Annotated in this window: 26 protein-coding genes and 1 tRNA gene; 21 read left to right on the top strand and 6 right to left on the bottom strand. The window is 41.7% G+C overall.

Features of this window, described 5'->3' with window-relative positions:
• Positions 1-14: 14 nt before the first annotated feature.
• The 17 genes from RIB15_RS00145 to RIB15_RS00065 all read left to right on the top strand — a co-directional run bounded on the left by RIB15_RS00145 (position 15) and on the right by RIB15_RS00065 (position 13930).
• A complete protein-coding gene (locus RIB15_RS00145; RefSeq protein WP_350200112.1) occupies positions 15-872 on the top strand; it encodes a M23 family metallopeptidase in 858 nt (285 codons plus the stop codon).
• 9 nt (positions 873-881) lie between these two features.
• Complete coding sequence (locus tag RIB15_RS00140) at positions 882-1319, top strand: bactofilin family protein (protein WP_350200111.1); 438 nt, start codon at positions 882-884, stop codon at positions 1317-1319.
• Between the two features lie 11 nt (positions 1320-1330).
• A complete protein-coding gene (locus tag RIB15_RS00135) occupies positions 1331-1561 on the top strand; it encodes an AtpZ/AtpI family protein (RefSeq protein WP_350200110.1) in 231 nt (76 codons plus the stop codon).
• Positions 1545-1931, top strand: coding sequence for a hypothetical protein (locus RIB15_RS00130; protein WP_350200109.1), 387 nt, complete (start codon positions 1545-1547; stop codon positions 1929-1931). The genes RIB15_RS00135 and RIB15_RS00130 overlap by 17 nt, the downstream gene beginning before the upstream one ends.
• Before the next feature lie 5 nt (positions 1932-1936).
• Positions 1937-3010 (top strand): F0F1 ATP synthase subunit A, encoded by a 1074-nt coding sequence (gene atpB / locus RIB15_RS00125; RefSeq protein ID WP_350200108.1) that lies wholly within the window; start codon positions 1937-1939, stop codon positions 3008-3010.
• Between the two features lie 42 nt (positions 3011-3052).
• The gene (atpE, locus tag RIB15_RS00120) at positions 3053-3268 is read left to right on the top strand and encodes an ATP synthase F0 subunit C (protein ID WP_255132016.1); all 216 of its coding nucleotides are present in this window, start codon (positions 3053-3055) and stop codon (positions 3266-3268) included.
• 16 nt (positions 3269-3284) lie between these two features.
• A complete protein-coding gene (gene atpF / locus RIB15_RS00115; RefSeq protein ID WP_350200107.1) occupies positions 3285-3797 on the top strand; it encodes a F0F1 ATP synthase subunit B in 513 nt (170 codons plus the stop codon).
• Between the two features lie 10 nt (positions 3798-3807).
• Complete coding sequence (gene atpH / locus RIB15_RS00110; protein WP_350200106.1) at positions 3808-4356, top strand: ATP synthase F1 subunit delta; 549 nt, start codon at positions 3808-3810, stop codon at positions 4354-4356.
• A gap of 31 nt (positions 4357-4387) precedes the next feature.
• A complete protein-coding gene (atpA, locus tag RIB15_RS00105) occupies positions 4388-5998 on the top strand; it encodes a F0F1 ATP synthase subunit alpha (RefSeq protein WP_350200105.1) in 1611 nt (536 codons plus the stop codon).
• A gap of 13 nt (positions 5999-6011) precedes the next feature.
• On the top strand, positions 6012-6908 hold the full coding sequence (atpG, locus tag RIB15_RS00100; RefSeq protein WP_350200104.1) for an ATP synthase F1 subunit gamma: 897 nt from the start codon (positions 6012-6014) through the stop codon (positions 6906-6908).
• Positions 6908-6994: transfer RNA gene (locus RIB15_RS00095), tRNA-Ser, on the top strand. The genes atpG and RIB15_RS00095 overlap by 1 nt, the downstream gene beginning before the upstream one ends.
• 97 nt (positions 6995-7091) lie before the next feature.
• A complete protein-coding gene (locus RIB15_RS00090; RefSeq protein ID WP_350200103.1) occupies positions 7092-8477 on the top strand; it encodes a TolC family protein in 1386 nt (461 codons plus the stop codon).
• 9 nt (positions 8478-8486) lie between these two features.
• Positions 8487-9080 carry an MlaC/ttg2D family ABC transporter substrate-binding protein gene (locus RIB15_RS00085; protein ID WP_350200102.1) on the top strand — a complete coding sequence of 198 codons (594 nt, stop codon included), beginning with the start codon at positions 8487-8489 and terminating at the stop codon, positions 9078-9080.
• 139 nt (positions 9081-9219) lie between these two features.
• Complete coding sequence (locus RIB15_RS00080; RefSeq protein ID WP_350200101.1) at positions 9220-10770, top strand: capsule assembly Wzi family protein; 1551 nt, start codon at positions 9220-9222, stop codon at positions 10768-10770.
• Between the two features lie 32 nt (positions 10771-10802).
• Complete coding sequence (locus RIB15_RS00075; protein WP_350200100.1) at positions 10803-11978, top strand: CDP-glycerol glycerophosphotransferase family protein; 1176 nt, start codon at positions 10803-10805, stop codon at positions 11976-11978.
• Positions 11979-12006: 28 nt separating this feature from the next.
• On the top strand, positions 12007-13011 hold the full coding sequence (locus tag RIB15_RS00070; RefSeq protein ID WP_350200099.1) for a sulfotransferase family protein: 1005 nt from the start codon (positions 12007-12009) through the stop codon (positions 13009-13011).
• A 22-nt stretch (positions 13012-13033) separates the two neighbouring features.
• Complete coding sequence (locus tag RIB15_RS00065) at positions 13034-13930, top strand: sulfotransferase family protein (RefSeq protein WP_350200098.1); 897 nt, start codon at positions 13034-13036, stop codon at positions 13928-13930.
• A gap of 6 nt (positions 13931-13936) precedes the next feature.
• Here the strand turns inward: RIB15_RS00065 and RIB15_RS00060 are convergent, their stop codons facing one another.
• Complete coding sequence (locus tag RIB15_RS00060) at positions 13937-15373, bottom strand: lipopolysaccharide biosynthesis protein (protein WP_350200097.1); 1437 nt, start codon at positions 15371-15373, stop codon at positions 13937-13939.
• Positions 15374-15572: 199 nt separating this feature from the next.
• Between RIB15_RS00060 and RIB15_RS00055 the strand changes: the two genes are divergently transcribed.
• Positions 15573-16892 (top strand): inositol-3-phosphate synthase, encoded by a 1320-nt coding sequence (locus RIB15_RS00055; protein WP_350200096.1) that lies wholly within the window; start codon positions 15573-15575, stop codon positions 16890-16892.
• Between the two features lie 6 nt (positions 16893-16898).
• Complete coding sequence (locus RIB15_RS00050) at positions 16899-17639, top strand: phosphocholine cytidylyltransferase family protein (protein ID WP_350200095.1); 741 nt, start codon at positions 16899-16901, stop codon at positions 17637-17639.
• Positions 17640-17641: 2 nt separating this feature from the next.
• Here RIB15_RS00050 and RIB15_RS00045 read toward each other — a convergent pair whose 3' ends face one another.
• Together RIB15_RS00045 and RIB15_RS00040 are read right to left on the bottom strand one after the other, a co-directional pair.
• Positions 17642-18682 carry a hypothetical protein gene (locus tag RIB15_RS00045; protein ID WP_350200094.1) on the bottom strand — a complete coding sequence of 347 codons (1041 nt, stop codon included), beginning with the start codon at positions 18680-18682 and terminating at the stop codon, positions 17642-17644.
• 75 nt (positions 18683-18757) lie between these two features.
• Positions 18758-19807 carry a hypothetical protein gene (locus RIB15_RS00040; protein ID WP_350200093.1) on the bottom strand — a complete coding sequence of 350 codons (1050 nt, stop codon included), beginning with the start codon at positions 19805-19807 and terminating at the stop codon, positions 18758-18760.
• A gap of 446 nt (positions 19808-20253) precedes the next feature.
• Here RIB15_RS00040 and RIB15_RS00035 point away from each other — a divergent pair, with 446 nt between their 5' ends.
• The gene (locus RIB15_RS00035) at positions 20254-22749 is read left to right on the top strand and encodes an efflux RND transporter permease subunit (protein WP_350200092.1); all 2496 of its coding nucleotides are present in this window, start codon (positions 20254-20256) and stop codon (positions 22747-22749) included.
• A gap of 531 nt (positions 22750-23280) precedes the next feature.
• Here the strand turns inward: RIB15_RS00035 and RIB15_RS00030 are convergent.
• From RIB15_RS00030 to RIB15_RS00020, 3 genes are read right to left on the bottom strand one after another with little or no spacing between them, the layout of a single operon-like run.
• Complete coding sequence (locus tag RIB15_RS00030; RefSeq protein WP_350200091.1) at positions 23281-23766, bottom strand: SRPBCC family protein; 486 nt, start codon at positions 23764-23766, stop codon at positions 23281-23283.
• A complete protein-coding gene (locus tag RIB15_RS00025; protein ID WP_350200090.1) occupies positions 23763-24632 on the bottom strand; it encodes an N-acyl homoserine lactonase family protein in 870 nt (289 codons plus the stop codon). Before RIB15_RS00025 ends, RIB15_RS00030 begins: the two co-directional genes overlap by 4 nt.
• Before the next feature lie 20 nt (positions 24633-24652).
• Positions 24653-25348 carry a TetR/AcrR family transcriptional regulator gene (locus RIB15_RS00020; protein WP_350200089.1) on the bottom strand — a complete coding sequence of 232 codons (696 nt, stop codon included), beginning with the start codon at positions 25346-25348 and terminating at the stop codon, positions 24653-24655.
• 327 nt (positions 25349-25675) lie between these two features.
• Between RIB15_RS00020 and RIB15_RS00015 the strand changes: the two genes are divergently transcribed.
• Positions 25676-26038 (top strand): hypothetical protein, encoded by a 363-nt coding sequence (locus tag RIB15_RS00015; protein ID WP_350200088.1) that lies wholly within the window; start codon positions 25676-25678, stop codon positions 26036-26038.
• Positions 26039-26171 lie beyond the last annotated feature (133 nt).

Here is a 26171-nt window from a genome sequence, read left to right as displayed (position 1 = left end):
TAACTTGAAAAGCAATGATTGATCTGCTTAAAAAATTATTTGAACAGCGACAGAAGAAAATTACTGTCATTTTGCTGGATGACTCCAAGCCCGATGAGGATAATTCTTACAGGGTTTATCCCAATGGGTTGTTTGGAATGATACTGGGTATTTCTACGGTATTCGCCATTTTCGTAGCTTTGGTGTTTATGTTAACTCCATTAGGAGGATTATTATATAGCACTGATGATGCTGAAATTCGCGCACAGATTATGGATGTAACAGAAAAAGCTATTGCCCTGGAAGATTCTCTTCGCCAGCGTGATTTGCAGCTGAGGGAAATGAAGAATATCATACGGTTGAGCATTGATACCACGCTGGCGATGGATCAGCGCTTTGATAATTTTTTCGATCCCAATGATCCTTTTCAAAACTCAGATTTTATAAATTTCGAGCAAACAGGTTCATTCGATCGGCTTAGCCAGAACGAAGTGTTATTTTCAAATGTGTCTAAGGCGGCACCGGATTTTCCAGCCAGGTACCCGGTACAGGGATCCTTAACCCGTGGCTATTTACCTGATGACGAACATTATGGATTAGATATTGCCACAAAAAATAACGAACCCGTTATCAATATTGCTGATGGGTCCGTTTTTAATAGTAGTTGGACAATTAATAATGGATATGTAATATCCGTGCAACACAGTGAAGGTGTGGTTACAACTTATAAGCACCTTTCGAAATTAAATAAGAAGGAAGGCGACCTTGTTTTAAAAGGTGATATTCTGGGCGAAATTGGAAACGCCGGAGTGTTAAGTACAGGGCCGCATCTCCATTTTGAGATTTGGAAGAATGGAGTACCTCAAAATCCGGAAGTCTATTTAATCAAATAAAATCGAGTTATGCTAAATTCAAAAAAATCTACAAATACTAATAACGTGTCTGAGAATACAAACCATTCGCCCGCAGTAAATATTTTGAGTGAGGGTACCAAACTCAAAGGAGACCTTAATTCCCAGACCGATATTCGCATAGCCGGAGTCATTGACGGAGAGGCGGTTTCAAAAGGAAAACTAATAGTAACCGGAAACGGTAAGATTATTGGAAATATCACTTCATCTGATGCTGATATCGCTGGTAGAGTAGAGGGAGAGGTGAAGGTATCTAACAAACTTACTCTCAGAGAGAGCGCCATTATTGATGGAAACATTTACACCAAAACTCTTATCGTTGAAGAGGGTGCTCAAATAAATGGCTCATGCCGGATGGGGTCAGACGCAAAAGAACTTTCTCAGAAAAGCGATGCTGATTACGCCAGCGATACCAAAGTAAAATCCTGACCCACAAATAATTGCTTCATAACCTTCTGCCCGATAAATATGCTGAATATGTAGGCCTTGGGGTAGAGATTGCTGTATCAATGGCCCTGCCTATTGTTGGCGGATACTATCTTGATCTATATTTTGAACTAACTCCCTGGCTCACTCTAACCGGGGTTTTAGTGGGTATGTTCAATTTCGGGTTGATGATTGCACGAATAGCAAAAAAGCTAAATCAACAGGATAATGATAAAAAACAGTGACCGGAGCGTAGTTAAAAACACACTATGGATATCCGGATTTTTGATGTTACTCTCAGGGGTATTTTTTATTGTTGGGGAACAGGAAGGTATAGCCGTCGTAACCGGCGTGATGCTCAGCTGCGTGTTTGTAATCAGCAGTGCGTGGGTTTTTGATACCTTCAGAGAGACCAAAACCAGCACCTTTATAAAAATATTTTTCTTCTCTACAGCCATTCGCTTTCTATTAGTGCTGATTTTGTTCGGAATTTTGCTTGGAGTGACAAAAATTGATGAAATCTACTTTACAGTTAGTTTCATAATTTCCTATCTTTGCCAATCTGTAACGGAAATGATTTTTATTAACAAAATTCTTCAAAAGAGCGGCAGTTAAAGACAATGATTCAAACCCTGCGTCGAGTTTTCTTAACTCTTTTATTTTTAAGTATAAGCACCTCAAATACTTTTGCGGCAGATCAGGCGGAAGCCAGTGATGAGCCAATAATCGACGTAATGGGCACTGTTCTTGATCACGATTATTTCAAAACGCCATTTGGGAAAATTTATCTGCCCCGCATTTTTTATTGGGAAACAGCAGAAGGTGAAGCTCAGTTAAGTTTTTACAGTTCTACAAAAAAAGCTGAGGCGTCTGATGAGTTTATGATGTCTGAGGCTGGAGCTATTGTGCCAGCTAATGGCGGGCATATTAAAGTAGATTTCTCTATTACTTCACATTTAATGTATTTCTGGATTAGCATAATCCTGGTTCTTTGGATTACTATCTCTATGGCCCGTAAATACAAAAAAGGTGTTGGCCGTGATACCGAGCCAAAGGGGAGCTTTCAAAATATCTTTGAGATCCTGTTTGAGTTTGTTCGTGATAATATTGCCAAGGATAATATTCGCGATGACAAATATAAAAAGTATGTACCGTACCTTTTCTCCATTTTCATGGGGATTGCCTTCATGAACCTTTTTGGATTACTTCCATGGGCGGCTACTGCAACCGCTGATTTAACGGTGACAGCTACTTTGGCTACCATCACGTTTTTCATTACTCAGTTCAGTGGCACTAAAGATCACTGGGCTCACGTATTCTGGTTTCCTGGCGTGCCAGGATGGACACGTCTGATTTTAACGCCGGTTGAAATTCTTGGGCTATTCACCAAGCCTTTTGCACTCGCTATTCGACTTTTTGCCAACATGTTATCAGGAAAGATGATGATTATCGCGATTCTCGGGTTAATCTTCATTTTTGCTGATCTCTTTGGTCCCGGTGGGGCCTATGGGATGGCAGGTTTGTTATCTGTACCTCTTACTGCAGCTTTATATTTCCTTAAAGCTTTCGTGGCTTTACTGCAGGCATATGTATTCACCATTCTTTCCGCTGTATTTATCGGTATGGCAGCTGAAGATCATGCACATGATGAGGAAGGATATCACGCAGAGCATATTGCTGAACAAGCAAATTGAACTTAAAAAACCATAATCAACTAAAAACAAAACAAAAGAAATATGGGACTTTTAGCAGCTGGTATTGGAGCAGGAATCGTAGCAATTGGTGCCGGACTTGGAATCGGAATGATTGGTAAGGCGGCCACAGAAAGTATTGCACGTCAGCCTGAAGCTTCTGGAGATATCCGTGGTGCGATGCTTTTAACGGCAGTATTTATTGAGGGTGTTGCTCTCTTCTGTGCGGTTATTTGTGCACTGATCATCTTCTTGGGTTAATATCGTGTTACACTCTATGCTACTTTTAGCAGGCGGAGGGGGATTACTCTCATTTAACACCGGGTTTGCCTGGTGGATTGCCATCACAATGGTCGTGTTTATCATTTTGATGTCTAAATATGCAGTACCCCCAATTATGAAAGCGCTTGAAGAGCGAGAGTCTAAAATTAAAGACTCCTTGGAGTCTGCAGAGAGAGCTCTGGCTAAAGCCGAGCAAATCTCTAAAGATAACGAGAAAGCTCTTCGGGAAGCTGAAGTAAAAGCACAGCAGATTCGTAAAGAAGCTGCTGAAGAGGCGGAATTAATTCGCTCCGAACGCATCAAGAAAGCGAAAGAAGAGGCTGATCAAATTATTGAGCAAGCCAGAACTTCTATTGAGCAAGAAAAGAAACAAGCTTTGGTTGAATTGAGAGAAGAGGTGGCAAAACTTGCCGTAAAATCTGCTTCTATCATTATAGACTCAGAGCTTGATAGTGAAAAGAATAACAAGCTGGTGGATAGTTTTCTGTCCGACCTTCCAAAAAATTAATTGATCATAAATGCTGGTATCTAAAGCGGCACGCCGTTATGCCACTGCACTTTTAGAGCTCGCCAAAGAACAGGATGCTGTAGAGCGTACCTTTGAGGATGTTCAGTTTGTAAAGAACACAATCGAAGACTCACGCGATCTGCAATTGTTTTTGAAGAGCCCGGTCATCAAACCAGATAAAAAGGTAAATGCACTTGAAGCTCTTTTTGAAGGTGAGCTCAGTGAATTGGTTTACAGGTTTATCACTCTTATAGCGCGCAAAAATCGTCAAAACATACTAGACGAAATTGCTGCTGCTTTTATCAATATCTACAATCAATATGCAGGTATTATTGAAGCGGAAGTTTTTGTTGCTAAAGAAATGGATGACAAACAGAAGAGTCAGGTCGTTAAAAGACTGGAAGATGTGACCGGTAAAAAGGTGAACATCTCTGTTATAGTGCAGGAAGACCTGAAAGGCGGCATGGCCATTAAAATAGCTGATACAGTTATTGACGGTACCATCAAGCATAAGTTGGAACAGCTTGAAGATGTATTCCTGAATACAGCAACGGAATAAATTAAAACAGTTTTATTAATCTTAGATAACAATGAGTCAAGTCAGACCAGACGAAGTTTCAGCCATATTACGAAAACAATTATCAGGCTTTGACAACGAAGCTGATACCTACGATGTAGGTACCGTACTTGAAGTAGGTGACGGTATTGCACGTGTATATGGGCTTTCAAAAGTACAGGCCGGTGAATTGGTTGAATTGCCAGATTCAAAAAATGAAAAAGGCGAACCTGTAACCGGAATGGTACTTAACCTTGAGGAAGATAACGTAGGTATTGTACTCTTTGGCGCGTCAAGCGCAGTTCAGGAAGGGCATACCGTGAAACGTACCAATGATATTGCATCTATCAACGTAGGTGAAGGCTTGCTTGGTCGTGTAATTGATCCTCTTGGTAATCCCATTGATGGTAAAGGTGCTATAAGCGGTGAAACCATTCGATTGCCACTTGAACGAAAAGCTCCGGGTGTGATTTACCGTGAACCGGTAAAAGAACCTCTTCAAACCGGATTGAAAGCTATTGACTCTTTGATTCCTATTGGTCGCGGACAACGTGAGTTGATTATTGGTGACCGCCAGACCGGAAAGACCTCAGTAGCCGTTGATACCATTATTAATCAAAAAGCTACTCAAAATTCTGATAAACCTGTTCATTGTATTTATGTTGCTGTAGGACAAAAAGGATCTACGGTAGCCAATATCCGTCAGGTGTTGGAAGAAAATGGTGCCATGGAGTACACAACAATTGTTGCGGCTCCTGCTAGTGTGTCTGCACCGATGCGTTATATTGCTCCATTTGCGGGTGCTACCATCGGGGAGTATTTCCGTGATACCGGCCGACATGCTCTTGTAATCTATGATGACCTTTCTAAGCAGGCGGTAGCTTATCGTGAGCTTTCTCTTTTGCTGAAACGACCTCCGGGCCGTGAAGCTTATCCCGGTGATGTATTTTATCTGCATAGCCGTCTTCTGGAACGTGCTGCTAAGATCATTAATGATGATAAAGTAGCCTCCGAAATGAACAATATTCCTGACGAGTTAAAACCAAAAGTAAAAGGCGGAGGGTCATTGACGGCACTTCCTGTAATTGAAACTCAGGCGGGTGACGTATCTGCATACATTCCTACGAACGTAATTTCTATTACCGATGGTCAGATCTTCCTGGATACGGACTTGTTTAACCAGGGTATTCGCCCAGCTATTGATGTGGGTACTTCTGTATCTCGTGTAGGTGGATCTGCTCAGGTGAAATCAATGAAGAAGTTGTCAGGTACATTGAAACTTGACCTTGCACAGTATCGTGAGCTGGAAGCTTTTGCTAAATTCGGTTCCGACCTTGATGCTTCTACTCAGGCTCAGCTCCGAAAAGGAGAGCGTACGGTAGAATTACTTAAGCAGGATGTATATCAGCCGCTACCGGTAGAGCAGCAAATCGCGCTTCTGAAAGTGAATGATGTAGGCCTTCTCGATAAGCTCGCTGTAGAGCAAATCGGAGAATTTGAGAATCAATATCTCGAAACTATTGGCATCAAGTATGAAGATGAAATGGGTGAATTAGCTAAGAGCGGAGTGCTGAATGATGCTTTTGGAGATAAACTCATCGAAGTAGCGGAATCCATAATTGATCAGGTTAAAGCAACCAACTAAAGAATTAGCATAGATGGCGAATCTTCGAGACATACGAAACCGGATATCATCTGTTAATAATACACAGCAGATTACCAAAGCTATGAAAATGGTTGCTGCTGCCAAGCTTAGAAAAGCACAGGATCGCATGACACAAACGCGTCCATATGCATCTAAGATTGAGGAAGTTGCAGGTCGGCTAGCTGAAAATAGCGATGCTACTAATCCAGTGATGCGTAAACCCGAAGAGGTTAAAAATGTGCTCTTTATAGTGGTAGGTTCTGACAGAGGACTTTGCGGAGGTTTTAATAATAATCTTTTTAAGGAAGTTGAAAACCGACTTCATAAAGATTTTCAAAAGCACCTCGATAATAAAACATTATCACTGGTGACTATTGGGAAAAAGGCTTCTGCTCACTTCAAAAAGAGAAAATATAAAGTAACCAACAGCTTCCCCGGATTTTTTGATGATATTCAATACGATGCAGCATCAAGTATAATGGAAGCTGCGACTTCACAGTTTGTTGATGGCGATTTTGATGAAGTGTATATCGCCTTCAATGAATTTAAGTCTGTAATTGCACAAAACCGTAAAGTTCAAAAGGTACTTCCTATAGATACAGAAGATATCACAAAAAGTGATTCTGATAATGCATCTAAGCAAGCTATTGATTACCTTTACGAGCCGAATTCGCAAGCAATATTAGATCGATTATTGCCTTTGCATTTAAACATGCAGCTATGGCGAGCCGTACTTGAATCGAATGCTTCGGAGCAAGGTGCACGAATGACCGCAATGGACAGTGCAACTGAAAATGCGAAGGAGCTGGAAAAAGATTTACGCCTTGAGTACAATCAGGCTCGACAAAGTGCAATTACAACAGAAATTTCTGAGATTGTATCTGGTGCTCAGGCACTAAGTGAAAATTAGGAGAGCTGGCAGAGTGGTCGAATGCGGTGGTCTTGAAAACCATTGAGGCCTCACGGTCTCCGGGGGTTCGAATCCCTCGCTCTCCGCATTAAATAGCCCCTTTTGGGGCTATTTCTGTTTTATATAATGGGTTTTAAATAATATCATCGTGCATGCGTTTACGCCTCAAACCAACTAATTAATATGACAGCACGAATTCTTTTTTCGATTGTAAGTCTTTTACTCACCTTTAGTTCTGTGGGTATAGCTCAGGATACTCTTCAAGTTGATTTCAATACATTCCTGAATAAAGCACTGAATAATTCTGGTCAGATTAAGTATCAAAGACAGGAAGTTGAAATTGCCGAGAACCAAATCAAGCAGGCTCAGGCACAGCGCATAGTACCTAACTTAAGGTTAGATACACAACACGGGCTTGTTCCTGGTGTAGAAAGCGACAGGACCGATCTTCAGGAAGACGAATATTATTTAGATCCAAACCTCAGAAATGACTGGAGCAACTGGGCTGTTTTCACCAAATTTCAGGTTTCAGCGGTACAGCCGGTTTTTACATGGGGAGCAATCAATAAAGCGGTTGAAGCCGCAAGGCTGGGAGCTGAAGCAGCTCAGCATAGTTTTGAGGCAAAGAAAGCCGATCTTGAACTAAGGCTGTTTGATTTATATTTCAGTTATGTATTGGCTTTGGAAATTGAGCGTTTGCTGGATGAGGCTCAGGATAAAGTAGACCAGGTTGAACGCCAGATAAACAAAATGAAAGAAGAAGGCGATAGCAGCCTCGATGAATCTGAAGTTTTTAAATTTGAGATCTATAAATCAGAGTTCGAGATTCAGAAAGCAGAAGTAAAAGAGAACATGAACTTTGTGAAGGAGACCTGGAACTATGTGCTCCGGAATGAAGAGAATGAAGTTTATGAACCACAAGTTCGGTTTCTTGATCCTGTAGCCGCAAATATTGAATCAGTCGATTTTTATCAAAATGCTGCTTTTAACAACAGACCAGAATTAAAAGCACTTAAAGTGGGAGAGGAAGCTACTGAGACGTACATTACTTCTCAGAAGAAACAAAATTTGCCCGGTTTGTACCTGGCCGGGTATTTAAACTTTGCCAATACACCGAATCGGCCCCGTCAGTCAAATCCATTCATTCAGAACAATACAAACCTCTTCAGTGGTGGTTTTGGATTTACAATTCGCCAGAAGCTTAATTTCTTTTCTATAAAAGCTAATATAGAACGAAGCAGAATTGAACTGAAGAAAGTTACATATGCCCAGGATGCCGCAAAGGATGGTATTTTGTTGGAAGTGAATACAAATTACAGGCAAGCTTCCCTGGCTGATGTGAAGGTAGAACAGACTGATGAAGCGCTGGTTACCTCAAAGCGCTGGTTACGGCAGGAACAACTCGACTATGATTTTGGTATGGGTGAAGTAAAGGACTTGATTGATGCCATGCGGAAAGAACTTGAACTTAAGCTGCAATTAAAGCAGCGAATTTTTGAGTATAATTCATCTCTGGCCAAACTGAATAAATCGGCGGGTATTCCGTTAACTACGTTAATAACCAATTGATTAAGACGAATGAATATGTTTAACACCGGAATCAAAGTAATTCTAATAGGGTTTTTCATGACGGCAACTGCAGTTGCCCAACAGACCTCAGAAGATGTAAGAAACCTTCTGGAAGAACGAGATGTACAAATAAAGGAACTTGTTGGTCCTGAAGGAACAGAGTACACGGATGAACAGCGTCAGAAGCTTAAAGAAATTATTAATGGCGTTATCAATTTTGAAGCTATGGCGAAGGAAGCTTTGGAAGAAACCTTCGATACTATTTCTACAGAAAAAAGAACGGAGTTTGTGGACCTTTTTGCGACCATAGTCAGAGATCAGTCTTTAAATAAATTGGATATCTACAGAGCAAAAATCACTTATCAGGATATTCAGGTAGAAGGTGATGAGGCCCGGGTTGAAACTTTGGCACAGCTTGAAAATGTGCGTACTCCTGTTAATTATGAAATGGAGTACATGAGCGGCGAATGGGTAATAGTAGATATGGAAATTGATGATGTATCAACGGCATCTTCCTATAATCGCCAGTTCCAGCGCATTATTAACCAAAAAGGATTTGAACCTCTTTTGGAGAGTTTGAGAAAAAGAGCTGCCAGGGCGTGATCACCAAGAATTATGGTAAATCTTTTTGTATTGTTGAGCTGATGTTCAGGAAATATGCGATTCCAAAATATATTTCATAAAAAGTTTATCGTGAATTAACTTTGTTTGCTCTCAAAAAGATTCATTACCTGTTTTCTTGATGACTAAAAGACTTAAAGGCGCTCTTCTTACAGTAATTATTTCTCTTATTTCGGTTAGCTTGTATGCACAAGATAGCAGGATACTGACGCTTTCAGACTACACGTATGAATATATCCAGCGTTTGCAACATCGGGGGAAAATGCTGGATCTTGACCCTACTGTTTTGCCTTATTCATATGGACAGGTTAAGCAATCGATAAATAAGATTGATGAAGAAAGACTGTCAGCAAATGAGAAGATTTGGCTAAATTTTATAAAAGAGAGAGTAAATCTTAATAATCTGGCAGACAATGAAATTGGGGGTGAGTTCTCTGCTTCTCCGGTGTTAAGTGATACCGAGCGGCTCGATCCCATAAATCCTTTGAACCAAAATTTGTATGTGTATCCAGCAGCTACTGTTACCGGATACATGGAAAAGCAGAATTTTGTTGGACAATTTTCCTTCCGTCATGACTACTATTATGATCAGGATCCTGATGGAATTGATGCGGCAAAACGATTATTTATCAGGGCTGAGGATTCCTATGCAGGTTATCAAAAAGGGGATATAAGGATTATGCTGGGCCGTTATAATCATCACTGGGGCAAGTATGGAGAGGCTTCATCTATTATTAGTACGAATGCCCGTTCTTTTGATCATCTGAATATCAGCTTTGGCGGTAAGTATTTTTCTTTTCAAAGTATTATCGGAGAACTAAATGATATTTCAGAGAATGACGTTTTTGTGGGCGAAACCTATTTTGAGGACGGTTCAAAAAACAGATTTCTTTCCCTTCATCGCTTGAACTTTCATCCTTTACCTAATTTAAGATTCAGCTTCTTTGAAGCGATCCTGTACTCGGGAAATAATGCAGGCCTCTCTTTGAAATATAGTAATCCATTATTGGCGCATGTATTTGTATCGGATAATTTACCCTGGGATGACACAAACAATCTGCTTTTCGGTGGCATGGTATGGACCCAATTCAAGAATATAACCCTGAACGGTCAGCTATTAATTGATGATTTTGAACATACAACCAATGAAGGTGAACCGGTTACATTCACATTTCTGTCTTCTTTGAGCTATGCCCCAAAAAGTTCTGCTTTAAATTTGAATCTGGAGTTTGAAGCTGTTGCCTATCAAACCTATAATACTGATCAGGCAGAAGGACGATACTTATATTTGAATAGAGGAATTGGCACCCCGACAAATGACTATATAAAGGTTAAAGTTTATCCGGAATTTTTTCTGGATCAGCATGTAAAAGGGCTTATGGCGGCACCTTATGTTACGTACTATTCAAAAGGGGAACAGGTGATTAACCAGGATTTTAACCGCAGGAATTCCGATGGCAGTATCATAGATTTGATCTTAACAGGGCAGGAGGAGAATACGGTAAGAGGTGGTCTTCACGTATTGTACCAGCCAAATTCGAAGTTTTGGTTTGAATTGGATACAGGATATAATCACGTAGCGAATTACAATAATGTAGCTGGAATTACTCAGCAAAGATTAGTGACTATTTTAAAAGCAGGTTTTAGGTTAGGTCTTTATGGGAATAATTAAAACTTTTAGGGCAACTAACTAGGATTCATTCTATGAAAGTATTGATCTACGCCACTACTTTTGGCGCAGACTTATTGAGTTTTACCAAATATCTTACCGAGGAGACCAACTCTGAAGTAAAAGTGCTATTGGAGGATGCGGAAAAATTTAAGCAAGAAGGTATTTTTGATTTTTGGGACCTGGATGTAGAGCTGTATAACTCCAATAAGATGACCTTGATCAGAGGTGTAAAAGGCTTTGATCCTGATATCACTATTATGGATAACAATATTCCACTTCGTAAATTGAGTCCTAAAGCTTTGATTCTGTGGCATGGCTATGGGTGGAAGGGGCCTAATGATGAAGAAGAATTCAAATGGCTTCACCGGAATATAAAGCTGACCTGGGGTACGATGAAGGAACCTAATCCTGATATCAAATGGGCGAGTTTTGGGAAAATTGATTTCAAACATCGTACAGAAGTAAGCGGCTTTGACCCGGAAAATTGTATTAATCTTGGATCAGCCAGCCATGATTATTTGCAGGAAAAAGTATCCAAAGAAGAACTTCAGCCTTATTATCCTTTTGATGTAGTAAACAAAAAAACGGTACTGATTGCACCAACCTGGCATTATGGAGAAGTATTTTCGCACTGGGGTGATGAGGATAAATTATTCAACGAGCTGCTAACCGATCTTAAAAAGAAAGATGTAAATGTAATTCTGCGCTTGCACGATTCTTATCGATTTGAACACCATTACCTGGAGTTTTTGCAAAGCCTGGAAACAAGATATGATAACATCGTATTAAAGTTTAAGGATCATCATCCAGACAATTTTCTTGATCTGCAGGTCTCAGATTTGTTGGTGACAAACTTCAGTAGTATTGCCAATTTATTTTATGCAACGCACCGGCCAACGGTTCACATATACCCTGTAAAAAGTAAAGATGAGTCGTTTATGTGGCTGAATAAAACCCTGTTTGGCATTCGTAAGAAAAAAGTAGATTCCATTAAGTTTATATGGAAATATTCCCCTGAAGATAATGGGGGAATGTTGGCGAGGAATTTTGATTCCATGATGGATCAAATTCAAAAGGGATTAGAAAACCCTGGTTGCTGTATTGAAGCATCCCAAAAATATTTAGATAAGCACATGCTTTCTGCGGATGGGAAAAATTGTGAGCGTATCTGGAAAGCAATAAATGAACTTGTGGAAGACCAAGGCTGAACTCAAAATTAAATCACGCAATTAGCTCTTGAGTATACAGATTAGCCAAAACGACCTTCAGGATACCAGGGACCGGATATTTTTTATCGTTGGTACCAGCAGATCGGGCTCAACATTGCTGCAGAGTATGCTGAGTTCGCACAATGAAATTGTGATTCCTCCCGAAACCCATTTCTTTCATTCCGCAGATTATCTGAATCAAAAGTATAAAGAAAGCGACCTAAAAGATTCTTTCAGGGAAAGGCTTCTTCATTTTTGGTATGACCAAAAAACCAGAATTAGAGATTTAGGGCTTGAAAAGCAGGATGTTGGACAGCTTTCAAAAGAATTAAACCTGACAGATCCTGCCGAGCTATTCACCCTTCAACTTACCATGTACCGGACAGACCGAGGCAAGAAGATTGTTGGCGAAAAGACTCCAAGACACATTCTCAGTGTCAAGGAAATCATAAAGGCCTATCCCAATGCAAAAATAATATCTATGTTTAGGGATCCCAGAGCAGCAGCATGGTCGGAGATAAAAGCTCATTTTGGCTCGCCATCAGTATTTGTGACAACCCGACGCTGGCGTGAGTATGTAGAAGCTCATGAGCAGTGCAAAAGGGAGCTTTCGGCTGAGCAGTATATGATGCTCCGTTATAAGGATTTGATTGAGGATACGGAGGGTTTGTTGAAAAATATTTGTGCGTTCTTAGGTGTAGATTTTCAGCCACAAATGCTGGAGTACTACAAAAGAGATGAAAAAGGTTTTGCGGAAGGTGAGGAGTCCTGGAAAGAGGGTACATTAAAACCTATTCAAAAAGATAAGAACGAGGAATGGAAAACGGCATTAACCCGCTGGCAGATTGCATTAGTGGAACAAACAGCTGGCAATAAGCTGGAAGAAATGGGATATCAAAAAAGTGAATATTCCCTTTCCTTTTCCAAAAACTTGTTCTATCAATGCTTAGATTTCAGCCGATCAATTTGGGCTACTGTTACCGGAGCCCGGCAGGAAGGATATAGATATCCTGATAAATCGAAATTCAAATAAAAATAAATAGTTAGGAAGTAAAATGGCGGTATTCAAAAAAGTTGGTGAACAGATAACCGCTTTATCAGATGCGCTTGGGTTCGAACGCAGAGATCTACGTGCAGATCTTGGAATGCCCTGGGATTACGTGAAAAGTAAAATCATGAACTCCCATTTCAAGTGGGATTATAATGAGATAGAGCGCTACTGCATGTTTATTGGTTACCCCCGCAGCGGACACACACTGGTTGGTTCACTTCTGGATGCACACCCTGATGTGGTTATTTCCCATGAATTGGATGCATTGCGTTACCTGAGGGCCGGATTCAGCCGTGAGCAGATTTTCAGCCTCATTTTGCATAAAGACAAGGTGTTTACCGGGAAAGGCCGTGAATGGACCGGTTATGATTATGCGATTGAAGGATTGTGGCAGGGACGATACCGAAATTTGAAAGTAATCGGTGATAAAAAGGGCGGAGGATCGTCTCGTCATTTACAGGCCAAGCCAAATATTATTGAAAAGCTCAGAAAAGAGGTCAAACTTCCTATTAAGCTGATTCATATCGTACGCCACCCGCTGGATAATATCGCTACTCACAAGAGAAAATGGTCGGTACAGCCCAGTCTGCAGGAAGCTATTGACAGCTATTTCAAGAGGGTTGAAGCCAATGCCAAACTCAAATCAGAAGTGGCAGAAGATGAGTGGTGTGAATTAACACATGAAGAGTTTATTTCTGATTCAGAAAAAACCCTGCGGACTCTGGTCGAATTTCTGGAAGTGGAACCTTATGAGGATTATATCAAGGCTGCTGCCGCCAAAGTATTCGATTCTCCTTCACAAAGCCGTACCAAAATTGAATGGCCGCAGGAGATGATTGATCAGGTAGCGGAGCGCAGTCAGAAATACGATTTTCTGAAAGATTACGAGTTTACAGTATAATTATACTTATTTCCGAATGGCCTGAATGGCTTCTTTTTCGCGAACCCAGATGACGGTTGCTGTAATACTGAATACAAAGATTGAAGCCAAAGCTACAGCTCCTATCGTTGCCTCACCGTAAAAGGTAGTGATGCCATATCGTACGGCGTAAGCAAATCCTGCCAGAGGAATAAGTGTGGCAAATGCAGAGATACTCTTCAATCCGAATTTCCAGACATTGGTCTCGGTCAGCTTTGCTCCAAAATATACAATCACCAGCGAGACAAGAGGGTACACGGTAAGCCATACAAGTGCTACAGCCATCATGCTGATTTGAGAGGCTATGATAAATCCTGCCGGCAGTAATAAGGCATTGGCAGAAGTAAAATAGAAGATGAATTTGGCTTCGCCTTTGGCGTTGATCAGTTTTGGAAGCAGGGTAACCAGGCACTGAATAATTCCAACGGCCACAAATATTCTCATATAGGGAACAGCGTCCATCCATTTTTCATAGCCTACGAGTGGGAGAAACCAATCTATATAGGTTCCGATGATTACCATTACGGTTCCCACCAAAAGCATACTTGCCCGGGACATTGTGAAGAAGTAATTGCGAAGCCGGGGAATTTCATTCTGTAGCTTTGCAAAAGCGGGGTAAGCAACCCGGTTAATTACATTTGAAAGCTCTTTCACCGTATCAAACACCAGACGATAGGCAAAAGAGTAAATACCTACTAACTCCATCGAAAAGAACTTACCGATGATCAGGTAATCGGCATTCATGTAAAACTTCTGGAAGAAGTTGGAACCGGTTGTAAAAACTCCAAATTCAATGAGATGCTTCACCTGTCCATGTTCATATTTTAGCCGCGGCCAATAAGGTTTGAAGAACATGCAAAACACCATCTGTCCAACTTTATTTGCCAATTCAGCAAGAATAATAGCCCATGCTCCCCAGCCGGTGAAAGCCAGGTAGATCATAAGTCCGGCTGAGGAAGCCAACGCCACGTTATCACTGATAGCCAGCTTCTTGAACTCCAGATCTCTCATCATCAGCTTGCTGGAGATCATGTAAAAGCTGAATGCGATGATGCCCAGCATATATACCCGAATCATGGAAGAAAGTACCGGGGTATCATAGAAAGCCGCAACATAGGGGGCGCCGAGATAGATAATACCATACACAACCACCGAGAGCAGAAAGCTGATCCAGAAAAGGGAATCAACTTGTGTGCGCCCGATTCTTTCTTCCTGAACCAGGGCAGTTCCTAGTCCAAGCTCTGTTAATGCTTTGGTTGTACTAAAGAAAGCGAGAGCGAGTGCAGCGATTCCGAATTGCTCTTCTGAAATTACTTTAAGCGTGTAAAAAAGAGCAACAGCGTTCAATAATCGGGCTGTGACGGATCCCACACCGCTATAAAGCACCGAAGAAGCTACTCTCCGTGCAAAAGAATTCTCACTCATTATGGGCAAATTTCATCGGGATTGCTGCTTTTGTTAAGGAAAAATGGAGTCAGCAAATATAGGGCGAAGTCTGAGGAATTAAAATGTATGATCTAAAAGGAAGTAACCAGATTGTTATATAATTACTAATTAAGTGCTAACATAACTTCGTCAAGTTCTTTATCTTTGCGCAGCAAAATTACTTCAAAAAAATCACCGAATGTCACAACAGAGTAAAAACGAAGCACCGGATGGCAACTTATTAGTTCTAACCCCTGGTATGGGAGCCGTCGCTACCACTTTTATAGCAGGAGTAGAATCAATCAGAAAGGGATTATCAAAACCCATTGGTTCTCTCACACAGATGCAAACCATCAGGCTGGGGGCCAGATCTGAAAACAGAAATCCTTTAATAAAAGACTTTCTTCCGCTGGCCAATCTGGAAGATATTACTTTTGGTGGATGGGATGTAAAGCCTGAAAATGTGTACGATGCGTGTGTTCATGCAAAAGTTCTGAAGCCTCAGGATATTGATCCTATTGCAGACTTTCTTAAGACTATTGAGCCCATGTCTGCTGCTTTTGAACAGAAATATGTTAAGAAGCTTGAAGGTCCGAATGTAAAAGATTTCAAGACTAAGAAAGATCTTGCAGAACAGCTCAGGGAAGACATTCGCAACAAAATGAAAGAAACCAATTCCTCCCGGGCAGTTATGGTTTGGTGTGGATCTACCGAAGTGTACCAATCGCCATCGGCTTGCCATATGTCGATTGAAGCTTTTGAAAAAGGCCTTGAGGAAAACGACGAGGCGATAGCACCTTCACAATTGTACGCGTATGCTGCAATCATGGAAGGTGTTCCATATGCGAACGGAGCCCCAAATCTATCTGCTGACAATCCTGCTCTTACGCAATTAGCTGAGCAAAAAGGCGTGCCAATAGCCGGAAAAGACTTTAAGACCGGTCAAACTTTGATGAAGACCATTCTGGCACCGGGCTTCAAAACAAGAATGCTTGGAATTCGGGGCTGGTTCTCAACAAACATTTTAGGAAACCGTGATGGTGAAGTTCTGGATGATCCTGAAAGCTTCAAATCTAAAGAAGTGACAAAGTCGGGTGTATTAGACACCATTCTTCAGCCCGAAACGTACAAAGATTTGTATGCAGATCTGTACCATAAGGTTCGGATCAATTATTACCCACCGCGCGGAGATGAAAAAGAAGGCTGGGATAACATCGATATTTTTGGATGGATGGGATATCCTATGCAGATTAAGGTAGATTTCCTTTGTCGTGATTCTATTCTTGCTGCTCCTATCGTACTCGATTTAGCACTATTCCTTGATCTTGCCAAGCGTAAAGGAAAGTCCGGTATTCAGGAATGGCTGAGTTTCTATTTCAAGAGTCCACAGGTGGAAAACGGACACGTTCAGGAGCATGATATTTTCATTCAGCATTTCAGATTGAAGAATACATTGCGTGTGATGGGAGGGGAGCAGCCGGTAACTCACCTTTCAGAAAATTACGACACCTATAAGTAATTTAGAATGTCAGACTCCCGAGCAACAAAGACAGGTGTAATTCTGGCAGCGGGATTTGGTTCCCGTCTGGCTGGTGCAGATACGGATACCAATCTCAAACCACTGACCACCGTTGGTGGTACTCCGCTTATTTACAGAACTATAGAAAGCCTGAAGACAGCCGGGTGTAATAAAGTCGTCATTGTACTGGGATTTGGTTTTGAGGAGATCAAAAATGATATCCTTGATTCCTATACCGGTGATATTCCCATAGAATTCGCCCATAATAAGCGATATGATTTGAGTAATGGTATCTCGGTATTAGCAGCAGAACCTTTTATTCAGGACGATTTTATCCTGACTATGGCTGATCATATCCTTTCCGATCAGATGATGAAGCTGGCCGGTGCGCATCGCCCCGATAGAGGAACTGCTACTTTACTTGTTGATTACAAGGTAGATGAAATTTTTGATATGGATGATGCTACAAAGGTAATGGTTAAAGAGGGGCGTATTAAATCAATAGGGAAGCTTATCAGCGAATACAACTGCATAGACACCGGTGTTTTTGTCTGTACAGATGGTTTGCTCAAAGAAATCAAACGTGTGTATGAAGCCACCGGCGATGCATCTCTTTCCGATGGAGTACAGGCTCTGGCTGAAGCAGGTAAAATGCATACACTGGATATTGGAGATGCTTACTGGCAGGATGTGGACACCCCGGAAATGCTTGCAGAAGCAGAGAAGATGTTGGGTGTACAACTCTGAGATCAATCAACCAAAGAAAGGTTAAAATAGACTTCTTCTTTTTTGTTTGTTTGAGCCCGGCCCCGGTAGAAAAGAACTTCTCCACCTAAAAAGGGCTTAATGATTAGTTTTTTAAAAGCACTCAGTTCATCTAACATAGCTACTTTTTCCTCTACTTCACTAAAATAAAAAGTATCATTGGATCCGTCCTCATAATTGACAGTAATATCAACAGGGATCTTAGTTCCTGATACTTCTTTTCGTTTATTAACCGTAATCTTTTCTGGATCTTTCAGAGTCAATGTTTCGCCATCATAGAAATAGGCATAACCGATGGCGTCATTGGGAGAGTGCTTAGGTACCAAAAAATGGCCTCCTGAAAAACCGCTCTCTGTTCTTCCATTAAACTTGTAACTGGTTTCAAACAGTCTTGTGGCTAAATTTGTTTGATACGTATGATCCATAAATCCGATCCCGGAGACTTTTACGGTATCATTATTATCTGCGATATACCCCGAAACTCTGGAAAAGGGAATATGGACAAACATTCCAAGTTCATCCTCATTACCTACCTTAAAAACACCATCGCCTGGCTTAAAACCGGGGTAAGGTTGATCAAAATTTATTTGTATCTCATATTTACCCTTAAAATGAAAGTGATGCTCATTAAATCCGGGTATGCCTGCAATCCAAATATCACGTTCGGGATGCAGCTTCATTTTATATGGGTTTTCATCAAGCACCAGATTATTCAGGTCATATTCTTTGGCCGTACTGTAGTTTTCACCCTTCCAATTCAACAGGGAAAGTCTCCCGCTGCTTGAAGAATTCCTGAGTCCTGCAAAATGATGCACGGTGTAGGTTACATAGATCTGAGCACCGTTATTCAGAATCACGTGGTAGGCCCATTGTTCATTATAATAAGCGCCCTGTTTTTTGTGAATCTTGAAATCATCTTGTTCAAGATCCGTTATTTCGGGGGGTGTTTTTTTAATATAATTCTGGGCAAACAAAGCTTGTTGAAAATAAAATAAACAGAGGATAACGATGAATGATTGTTTCATAGAATACTGCTCAAAAAAATTAATGAAGTGAGCCCCATCCGTCAAAACGGTTAATTTGTATTGACCTCAAATTTATTATTTAGCTACCAGATAATAAAAATAACCGGGTTGGTCTTTATTGATGGTTACGGTGCCATTCATCTCAATCAGTTCTCCGCCAATCACTTTTTTAGCTAAAAACCTTTTTATACCTCCAAGCTCGTTGAGCAGGGAATACGTATCCATGTGCTTTTTCACTCTCACGTTCAGCAGGTCGGTCTGGTAGGGCTTGATTTTTATAAAGCTATCCAGCTCGCTGGTTTTAGAATCTGATTCAACGCGCTCAATGCTGGAAGGAGTGATCATATATTCGAGCCCGTTTTTGTAACCGACACCATAACCGATAGGGGTTTGAAGACCCGCCTTTCGCAGTGTTAAAAAGTGAAAGAACATGCCATTCTCTTTATTGCCGGTTTTAATACGATAACTGCGGTCAATAATTTCAGATGACAAATTATTCTGATAAATGTGATCCATATACCCGACGCCGGTTACCTGTAAGGTATCCTGATTTATGGCTACCATCCCGGTTACTTCGGCATGAGGAATAAGCAGAGAAATACCCAGTTCATTATCTCCAACTTTATACACTCCATCACCCAGTACTTTTCCTTTAGCCATGTTACGGAACGTCAGGTCAAGGTCATATTGAATCCCGTCGTTGGTATTATGGAAAAACAACCGGTGTTTATCATCAAAACTGCCTTTGCCCCAGTAGGGCCGGTCAGGGTGTGGCCGGATGTAATTACTGTCAGGATCAACCACTAAGGTTGCGGGATTATATTCCTTATTCACCACGTAGGTATTACCGTCTGTCCAGGTAACCGAAAGCTTAACGCCGGTAACTCTTCCTTTAAAAGAGCCGAAGTCATTGATGGAAAACGTGTAAATCAGCTGAACACCATTATCCAGGTGCACATGGTATGTCCAAAGCTCGTTGTAATACTTTGATGAAAGATTTTTGGCCTCAAAATCCTCGCCATCGGCATCTCCAAAACTGCCAACCGGGAAATAGACGGTTTGAGCCGAAAGAGCAGCGGGAATCAGGATTAGAAATAGAAATAACCTTAAAAAGAGTGATTTCATTAAATAAAATAATTGAAAGATTGGATAAAATAGGTGTTTGTTCGCAGATGACAGACTTTTAAATATTAACTCAACCAATATATAACATTGGAATAAATATTATGGATAGAACATTATTCTGGAGGATTTCATTGGCTTTTCTTGAAATGATCATCCTTCTGATTTCCCACAAAAACGAAGCAAGTAAGTAATTAGTCTGAATGAAGTAAATTCATATAATCAGAAGATGTTCTATTTTTAAAGATTGTATTAGGAAAGGGGAATAAATGATTTGAAAAACAGTTAATTTCTACCCATCAGGATTGAATGATATATTTTTTATGTTTAGAAATTTAAAAATAACTTCATTCAGTTTTTAAATAGCTGAGGTCATCTGCAAACGAAAATCAAAACGTGGCAAACGGACAGGGCGCTGACCTAAGAATTTTCCAAGAATTTATTTATAAATGAAACAACTTCTGCGGCTTTTCAAGCCACTATTAAAATTCAATTACTCTCATCCATATTGGGTCGTTTCCATTTGTATTGTGCTGGCTGTTTTGAGCGGTTATTATGCACTTCAGCTTAAGGTTGATACCGATATAGCTAATCTGCTTCCCGAAGATCATCCCAATGTTTTAGCCCTGGAAAAGCTTAGCGAAACAGTAGGTGGTGAAACTGAAATGCTGGTGGTTATCAACTCTCCGAGTTTTGAAGCCAATAAAGCGTTTGCCGATACGCTTATTCAGCGCTCGCTGGATTTATATTATCCCCGGTATCAAGATACGTTCTTCAAGCGGGCTGAATTCCGCCGGGAAACCGAGTTTGTAAAAGATAATGCTCTTTATTTAGCCAGCAACAAAGAACTGGATGAAGTCACGCAATTTCTTGAGGACGAGATACAGCAGGCTAAAGAAGAAGCCAACCCCTTTTATTTTGATCTTGGAGATGAAGAGGAGGAAGAGAGTACCGGTGCAGAAAACTTTGAGGACAGCTATAACATGCTGGTGCCTTCCGAATACCCGGTTAATGAAGACAGCACCATTATGGTGGTGAAGTTTTACCCAACCGGGTCCAAGAGTGATATTAAATACCTGGAGGATATGTTTGCTGAATATGATTCTCTGCTGTCTTCCATGAATCCACAGGCTTACCATCCGGACATGGAAGTTCGCTTTGGGGGAAGGTTAAAACGTCACCTTGAAGAGCTGACATCCATCATGAACGATGTATTGGGAAGTTTTGCCAGCGGAATCAGCAGTGTGATTCTGTTGGTGATGCTGTACTTCTTTTTCAAGAAATACATCCACTACCGGAAAGGAACCAATGGACGGGGGAAATATTCGGTGTGGTCGCACTTTATCCGGATGCCGGTTCCTGTTTTAATTATCGGAGTGCCTTTGCTGATTAGCCTGACCTGGACGTTTGGAATCACCTATTTTTATTTGGGAATTTTGAATACGATGACCTCGGTACTTTTTGTAATTCTGTTTGGGCTGGGGATCGATTACGGAATTCACTATTACGCCCGCTACATTGAATTGCGTTCTATGGGAATGAACGCCCATGATGCCGTGATGAGAACCAACGAGAAGACCGGGGAAGCAATCCTGGTATCTGCATTTACCACGGCCGCGGCTCTGTATATCCTGATGTTTGCTGATTTCCGCGGATTCTCCGAATTCGGTTTTATATCCGGAACAGGGATTTTACTCGCTTTGATGGCCATGTTGTATATCCTTCCGGCGTTGCTGGTTATTTTTGATGAAAGATTAAACTGGATCCTTATCTCCGACGATACCAAAGAAGAATACACCGGCGTACATCGCTATCCATTTGCTAAAACCATTGTCACAGTGGGATTGGTTGCCTCTGCCTTTGTCATCGGTTTCAGCGGTAACCTCCGCTTCCAGTATGACTTTGGCGAGCTGGAACCCACCTTCCCTGAGTATGAAGAATTCCGGTCTTTTGCCGGACAGGTAGATGACAACAGCAAACGAAATCCCGCTTACATCGTAGCAGAAGATAATGATCAGGTGGAAGAGATTGCCGCCATTTTGAAAGAGCGCATGCGTTCGGACACCACTTCGCCGACCATCCAAAGCGTGGAGACACTACAGGAACGCTACCCGACCAGTAAAGAGGAAGAGGAGCAGAAACTTCAGCGAATTGCTGAAATCCGTGAATTATTGCGTGATCCGTTTTTGGTAGAGCAGGACGATGAAGACCTGGATAAGCTGCGACAGGCTGCCCAAACCACCGAGCCTGTTTCGTTAGATTCTATCCCGAATTACCTGAAGTCCCGGTTTATCACCAAAGATGGAGAAGTGGGCCGTTTTGTGATTGTCTATCCATCGGTGGGACTGGGAGACGGCCGGCAATCCATTGCCTTTAAAAACGATGTCGCCGTAGTGAAACTGGACAGCGGAGAGAAATTCCATGCTGCCAGTACTTCCATTGTAGCAGCGTCTATGCTCGACCTGATGCGAACCGAAAGTCCATATATGGTAGGAGCTACGTTCATTTTTATTTACTTCTTCATGCTGTTTTCCTTCCGGTCGTTCCGCTGGTCGCTGATGGCCATGCTTCCGCTTTTGGTGGGATTGCTCTGGCTGTTTGGCATCATGATGATCTTCGGGCTACAGTTTAACTTCTACAACCTGGTGGTGCTTCCGGCCATTCTGGGAATTGGGGAAGACAGTGGCGTTCACCTTGCACACCGTTATCGCGAAGAAGGGAAGAACAGCATGTGGCAGGTGCTGTCGAGTACCGGTCAGCATATTACCATGGGCTCGGTGACCACCATGCTGGGTTTTGCCGGACTGCTGTTTACCAACCATCCGGGCTTACAGTCGATAGGGGTGATGGCGGTATTGGGAATTGGCATGACTTTGCTTACCTCGATTACTTTTCTGCCTGCGCTTATCCAATGGCTGGAAGACAAGGACTGGATTCGGTTTTAAGGTTAGATGTTAGACGTTTGATTTTAGATGTGAGTATTTAGATTTAACCTAAAAACTACATCACGATCACTCCCGTCATTCCTGCGCAGGCAAGAATCCAGTTTCTTTTCCGTACCGCTAACTATTTGATTTTCCTTTCTCAAAAGAAATCTGCACATTCCTGAGTGGATGTTATCCGGTGACATTATCCGTCTTACAGATTGGATAATATCCATAAAACATCGAATAAGGGATTTGAAGAGGGATTCGTGGATTTTATCTGCCGGTTGCTAACAAAACCCTTGTTCGGATAATATTATTTATATTGTTAGAGCGATGGGAAAGCAAATCCTTACAAAAAAGTTGGATATTATCCGACGAGGTTATGCGACATCCCTTTCGCATAAAAACCCAAAAGATGCGTTTGGGTGCTATTATGGATGATTTTCGAATGTTATACGACGTCTCATAAGATAGCCCATGTCGCATATTAATATGTTAGCCGGAAAGTTCTCAGCGACTGCAGTTCTTGGCAAGATAAGGGTTGGAAGTTTACTTTTTGGCCTCGGCCCCATCAATGGAGGCCAGGTAGATGTCCCGCCCGTCTTGAAGTTGAGTCTGCCCATACTCAAGTAATTCCTTGAGCTTCCCTAAATTCTCCGCTACAGCTCGGCGAATGCGTCCGACAACCAAACGTTCAAGTATCCCAGGGTACCCTGTGCGGAGCGTCATCTCGTCAATCAGTCGTGTACCGTTAGCGGTAGCCTCAAAACGTAGATGACGTTCGAACATAGGTGAACTGCCAGGGATAGTCTTGATGATCAGGCTTTGCCCCGGCTCGTAATGGATTATTTCATAACGCTGGCTGTCCGTTTTCCGTGTTTGGTAATAGCGTGCGCCACGTACAGGTCCGTTTCCATTTTCCTGGGTCACCTTTGTCACAAAATAGTTCCATTTTGGTATGTTCCTCATATCGGCCACAAACTCAAACACGTCGTTGATTGACGCCTGAATCTCAATTTCATTTTGAAATTTCATACTGCTTGCGCCTCCAATTCAAGGTTCGCGTTAATGTTGAGGGGAATACGATTTTCCAGCCGCTCCTTCGCACCAGGATCATGACTTGGCAGATAAACTGTGTGACGCTGCTCAGCGTATTTCAGAATCTTTCTATGGGTCTCTTGTTGAACGTCCGGATCGGCTCCTATCCCATCAGCTTTTTGCTCAATGAGTAATTCTTCGGTGTACGAGGCATCTCCTGCGAATAGGATAGACATAAGATCATCTTCAACCAGAATCACCGACAGATGGCCCGGGCTATGTCCGGGGGTCGGTACAAGATGGATATCCCCTGCTTGAGTGAGTGTATGATGACCGGTAAACGGCCCAAATGGTTTCTGGCTATCAAAATCAACGAATCGTGGGTTAAACCAGTCGGGCCAGCGTTGATTGAGATAACCATTCATTCGTCCCTTTATCCCAGCGGCCATTTCCCACTCTTTAGATGAGACAACAAACTCGGCATTGGGGAAATGATGCAGTCCGCCATCATGATCTTGGTGCAGATGGGTCAGCACAACCCAGCGCACGTCGTTTGGCGACAAACCGAGTTGCCTTAGCTGGGAACCAACTTCCTGTTCTGGTGTCATTTTGAATTTGGCAGCACGTTGCACAAGGGGCATGAACGGTGGGAACCATATACGCTTATTGGCGTCCACCGGGATGCCGGTGTCGATAACAATGAGTCCTTCCGGGTGTTCTATCACCCACACATAAATGGGCAGCCATTCGGTAAATTCGCTGTCAAACAGAGTGTTTTTAAAACGCTTGAGACCGTTACCCCGCCCAATGCGCCAATTTTTTGTGATTTTTACTTTGCCGGTTTCTATCGCATGAATTTTCATTTTAGCTCCTCCTTTTATGGTTATTTAAGACCTACGTTTTGAATAAAATTCTTTACCTCGTATTGAAAAAAGTCGTCTACATTCGCAATGACAGGCTGTATAAGATTGAACAATTCCAACATGATATGACCATGTATCTTCACCCAGGCCGTCGCTGCTAAATACAATGCGGGCAAAGGCAGGTCATGACCATCCACCTGTGTCAAATCAAACAACGATTGTTCTAAAGTGGGTGGAAAATTGCGATAATTAGTCGGCAGATCGATCTCCCCGCTATCAATCGCCTCGGAAAAGATTTGGGCCGTAACAAGAAAACTACGGCGTGCTGGTGGATAGGTAATACCTGTTGGTTGCGAATAACCGGGTATTGGATTGCCATAGAGTAATTGGAAATCAGTGGGATTATTGAGTGCCCACCCGCGGTAAGCGTTAGCAACAGCGGTTATTCGTTCAGCAGATGTAGTCAACTCCGGATTCTTGCTATCGGCTTCAATAGTGTCTGCCAATTGTGTGAAAGCATCTTCAATAAGGGCTGTGATAAGATCGTTCAAGCTGGAATAGTAATAGTAGAGGGCCGAGGCCGTCATTTCCATTTCTCGAGCGATGGCTCGTATAGAAAGACCACTTGTACCTTTTTCAGCCATCAATTGCCGGGCTGTGTTTTTGATTTCTTCACGTGTGATGTCACGAATTTTTTCTCGCCTCGAACGTGCCATAAAAATATTATTACGATGATAGATTTATTTGAACATTGTTTAATTAATTTAACACCGTTAAAATAAATTGTCAAGGAATACTTTCTGGATGTAAAAATTGACCGGTCAGTAGAAGAGTAAAATCACAAAATGAGGTAGCAAGCAGTTTCGGCTCGTTCTTACAACCGTGGTTACGGCTAACCCGCGCATTAACTCGGACAGGCCTCGCCCATTCTTGCCAGCTTCCCATTTATTAGTTAACCTGTCATTTGTAAATAATTTCAACATCTTTGCGCCTGCAGGTTATGCGCAAGGTCGTTATACCACAATAATGATAAAAGAGGTCGTATGAGAAATCTTAGCTTTTTATTTTTGTTACCTTTAATAATTGGTTGTTCTGTAAATCAAACTGAAGAATCAGTGTTTGGAGCATCTTACACGATTAGTTTGAGTGAACGCACACCTTTTCTTGAGGAGAATATTTTAAATATTTCACTTTACTACAGTGGTTGTAGTAACGATCATTCTTTTTTATTGAAGAAACGTGCTTCCACATCAAGAACAGAAGTTTGGTTATTTAAAGAAACTCCAGATCAACCTTGCGATGGTATTGTTAGCGAAGTGAGAAACTTTGAAGTACCTCAAGAAATACTTAAACAAAAAAGCATAATATTTCTAACACCAATTGGAGAATCCGTAGTACTTAAGTAATCATATGTTGTGGTATAACAAGGCGTTTTAAATCGGACGCGGACGGGGTTCGATGGAAACTTGTTTGCAAGGAATTAATATCGCTACTTCAACTAAATTATAATCCCCGCGCCGTTTAAACGCTGGGCCGTTA

It is taken from the genome of Gracilimonas sp. (assembly GCF_040218225.1).
Lineage (GTDB): Bacteria > Bacteroidota > Rhodothermia > Balneolales > Balneolaceae > Gracilimonas.
Note: the sequence above shows the minus strand (reverse complement) of the source record. Positions and strands in the feature narration are given on the sequence as shown.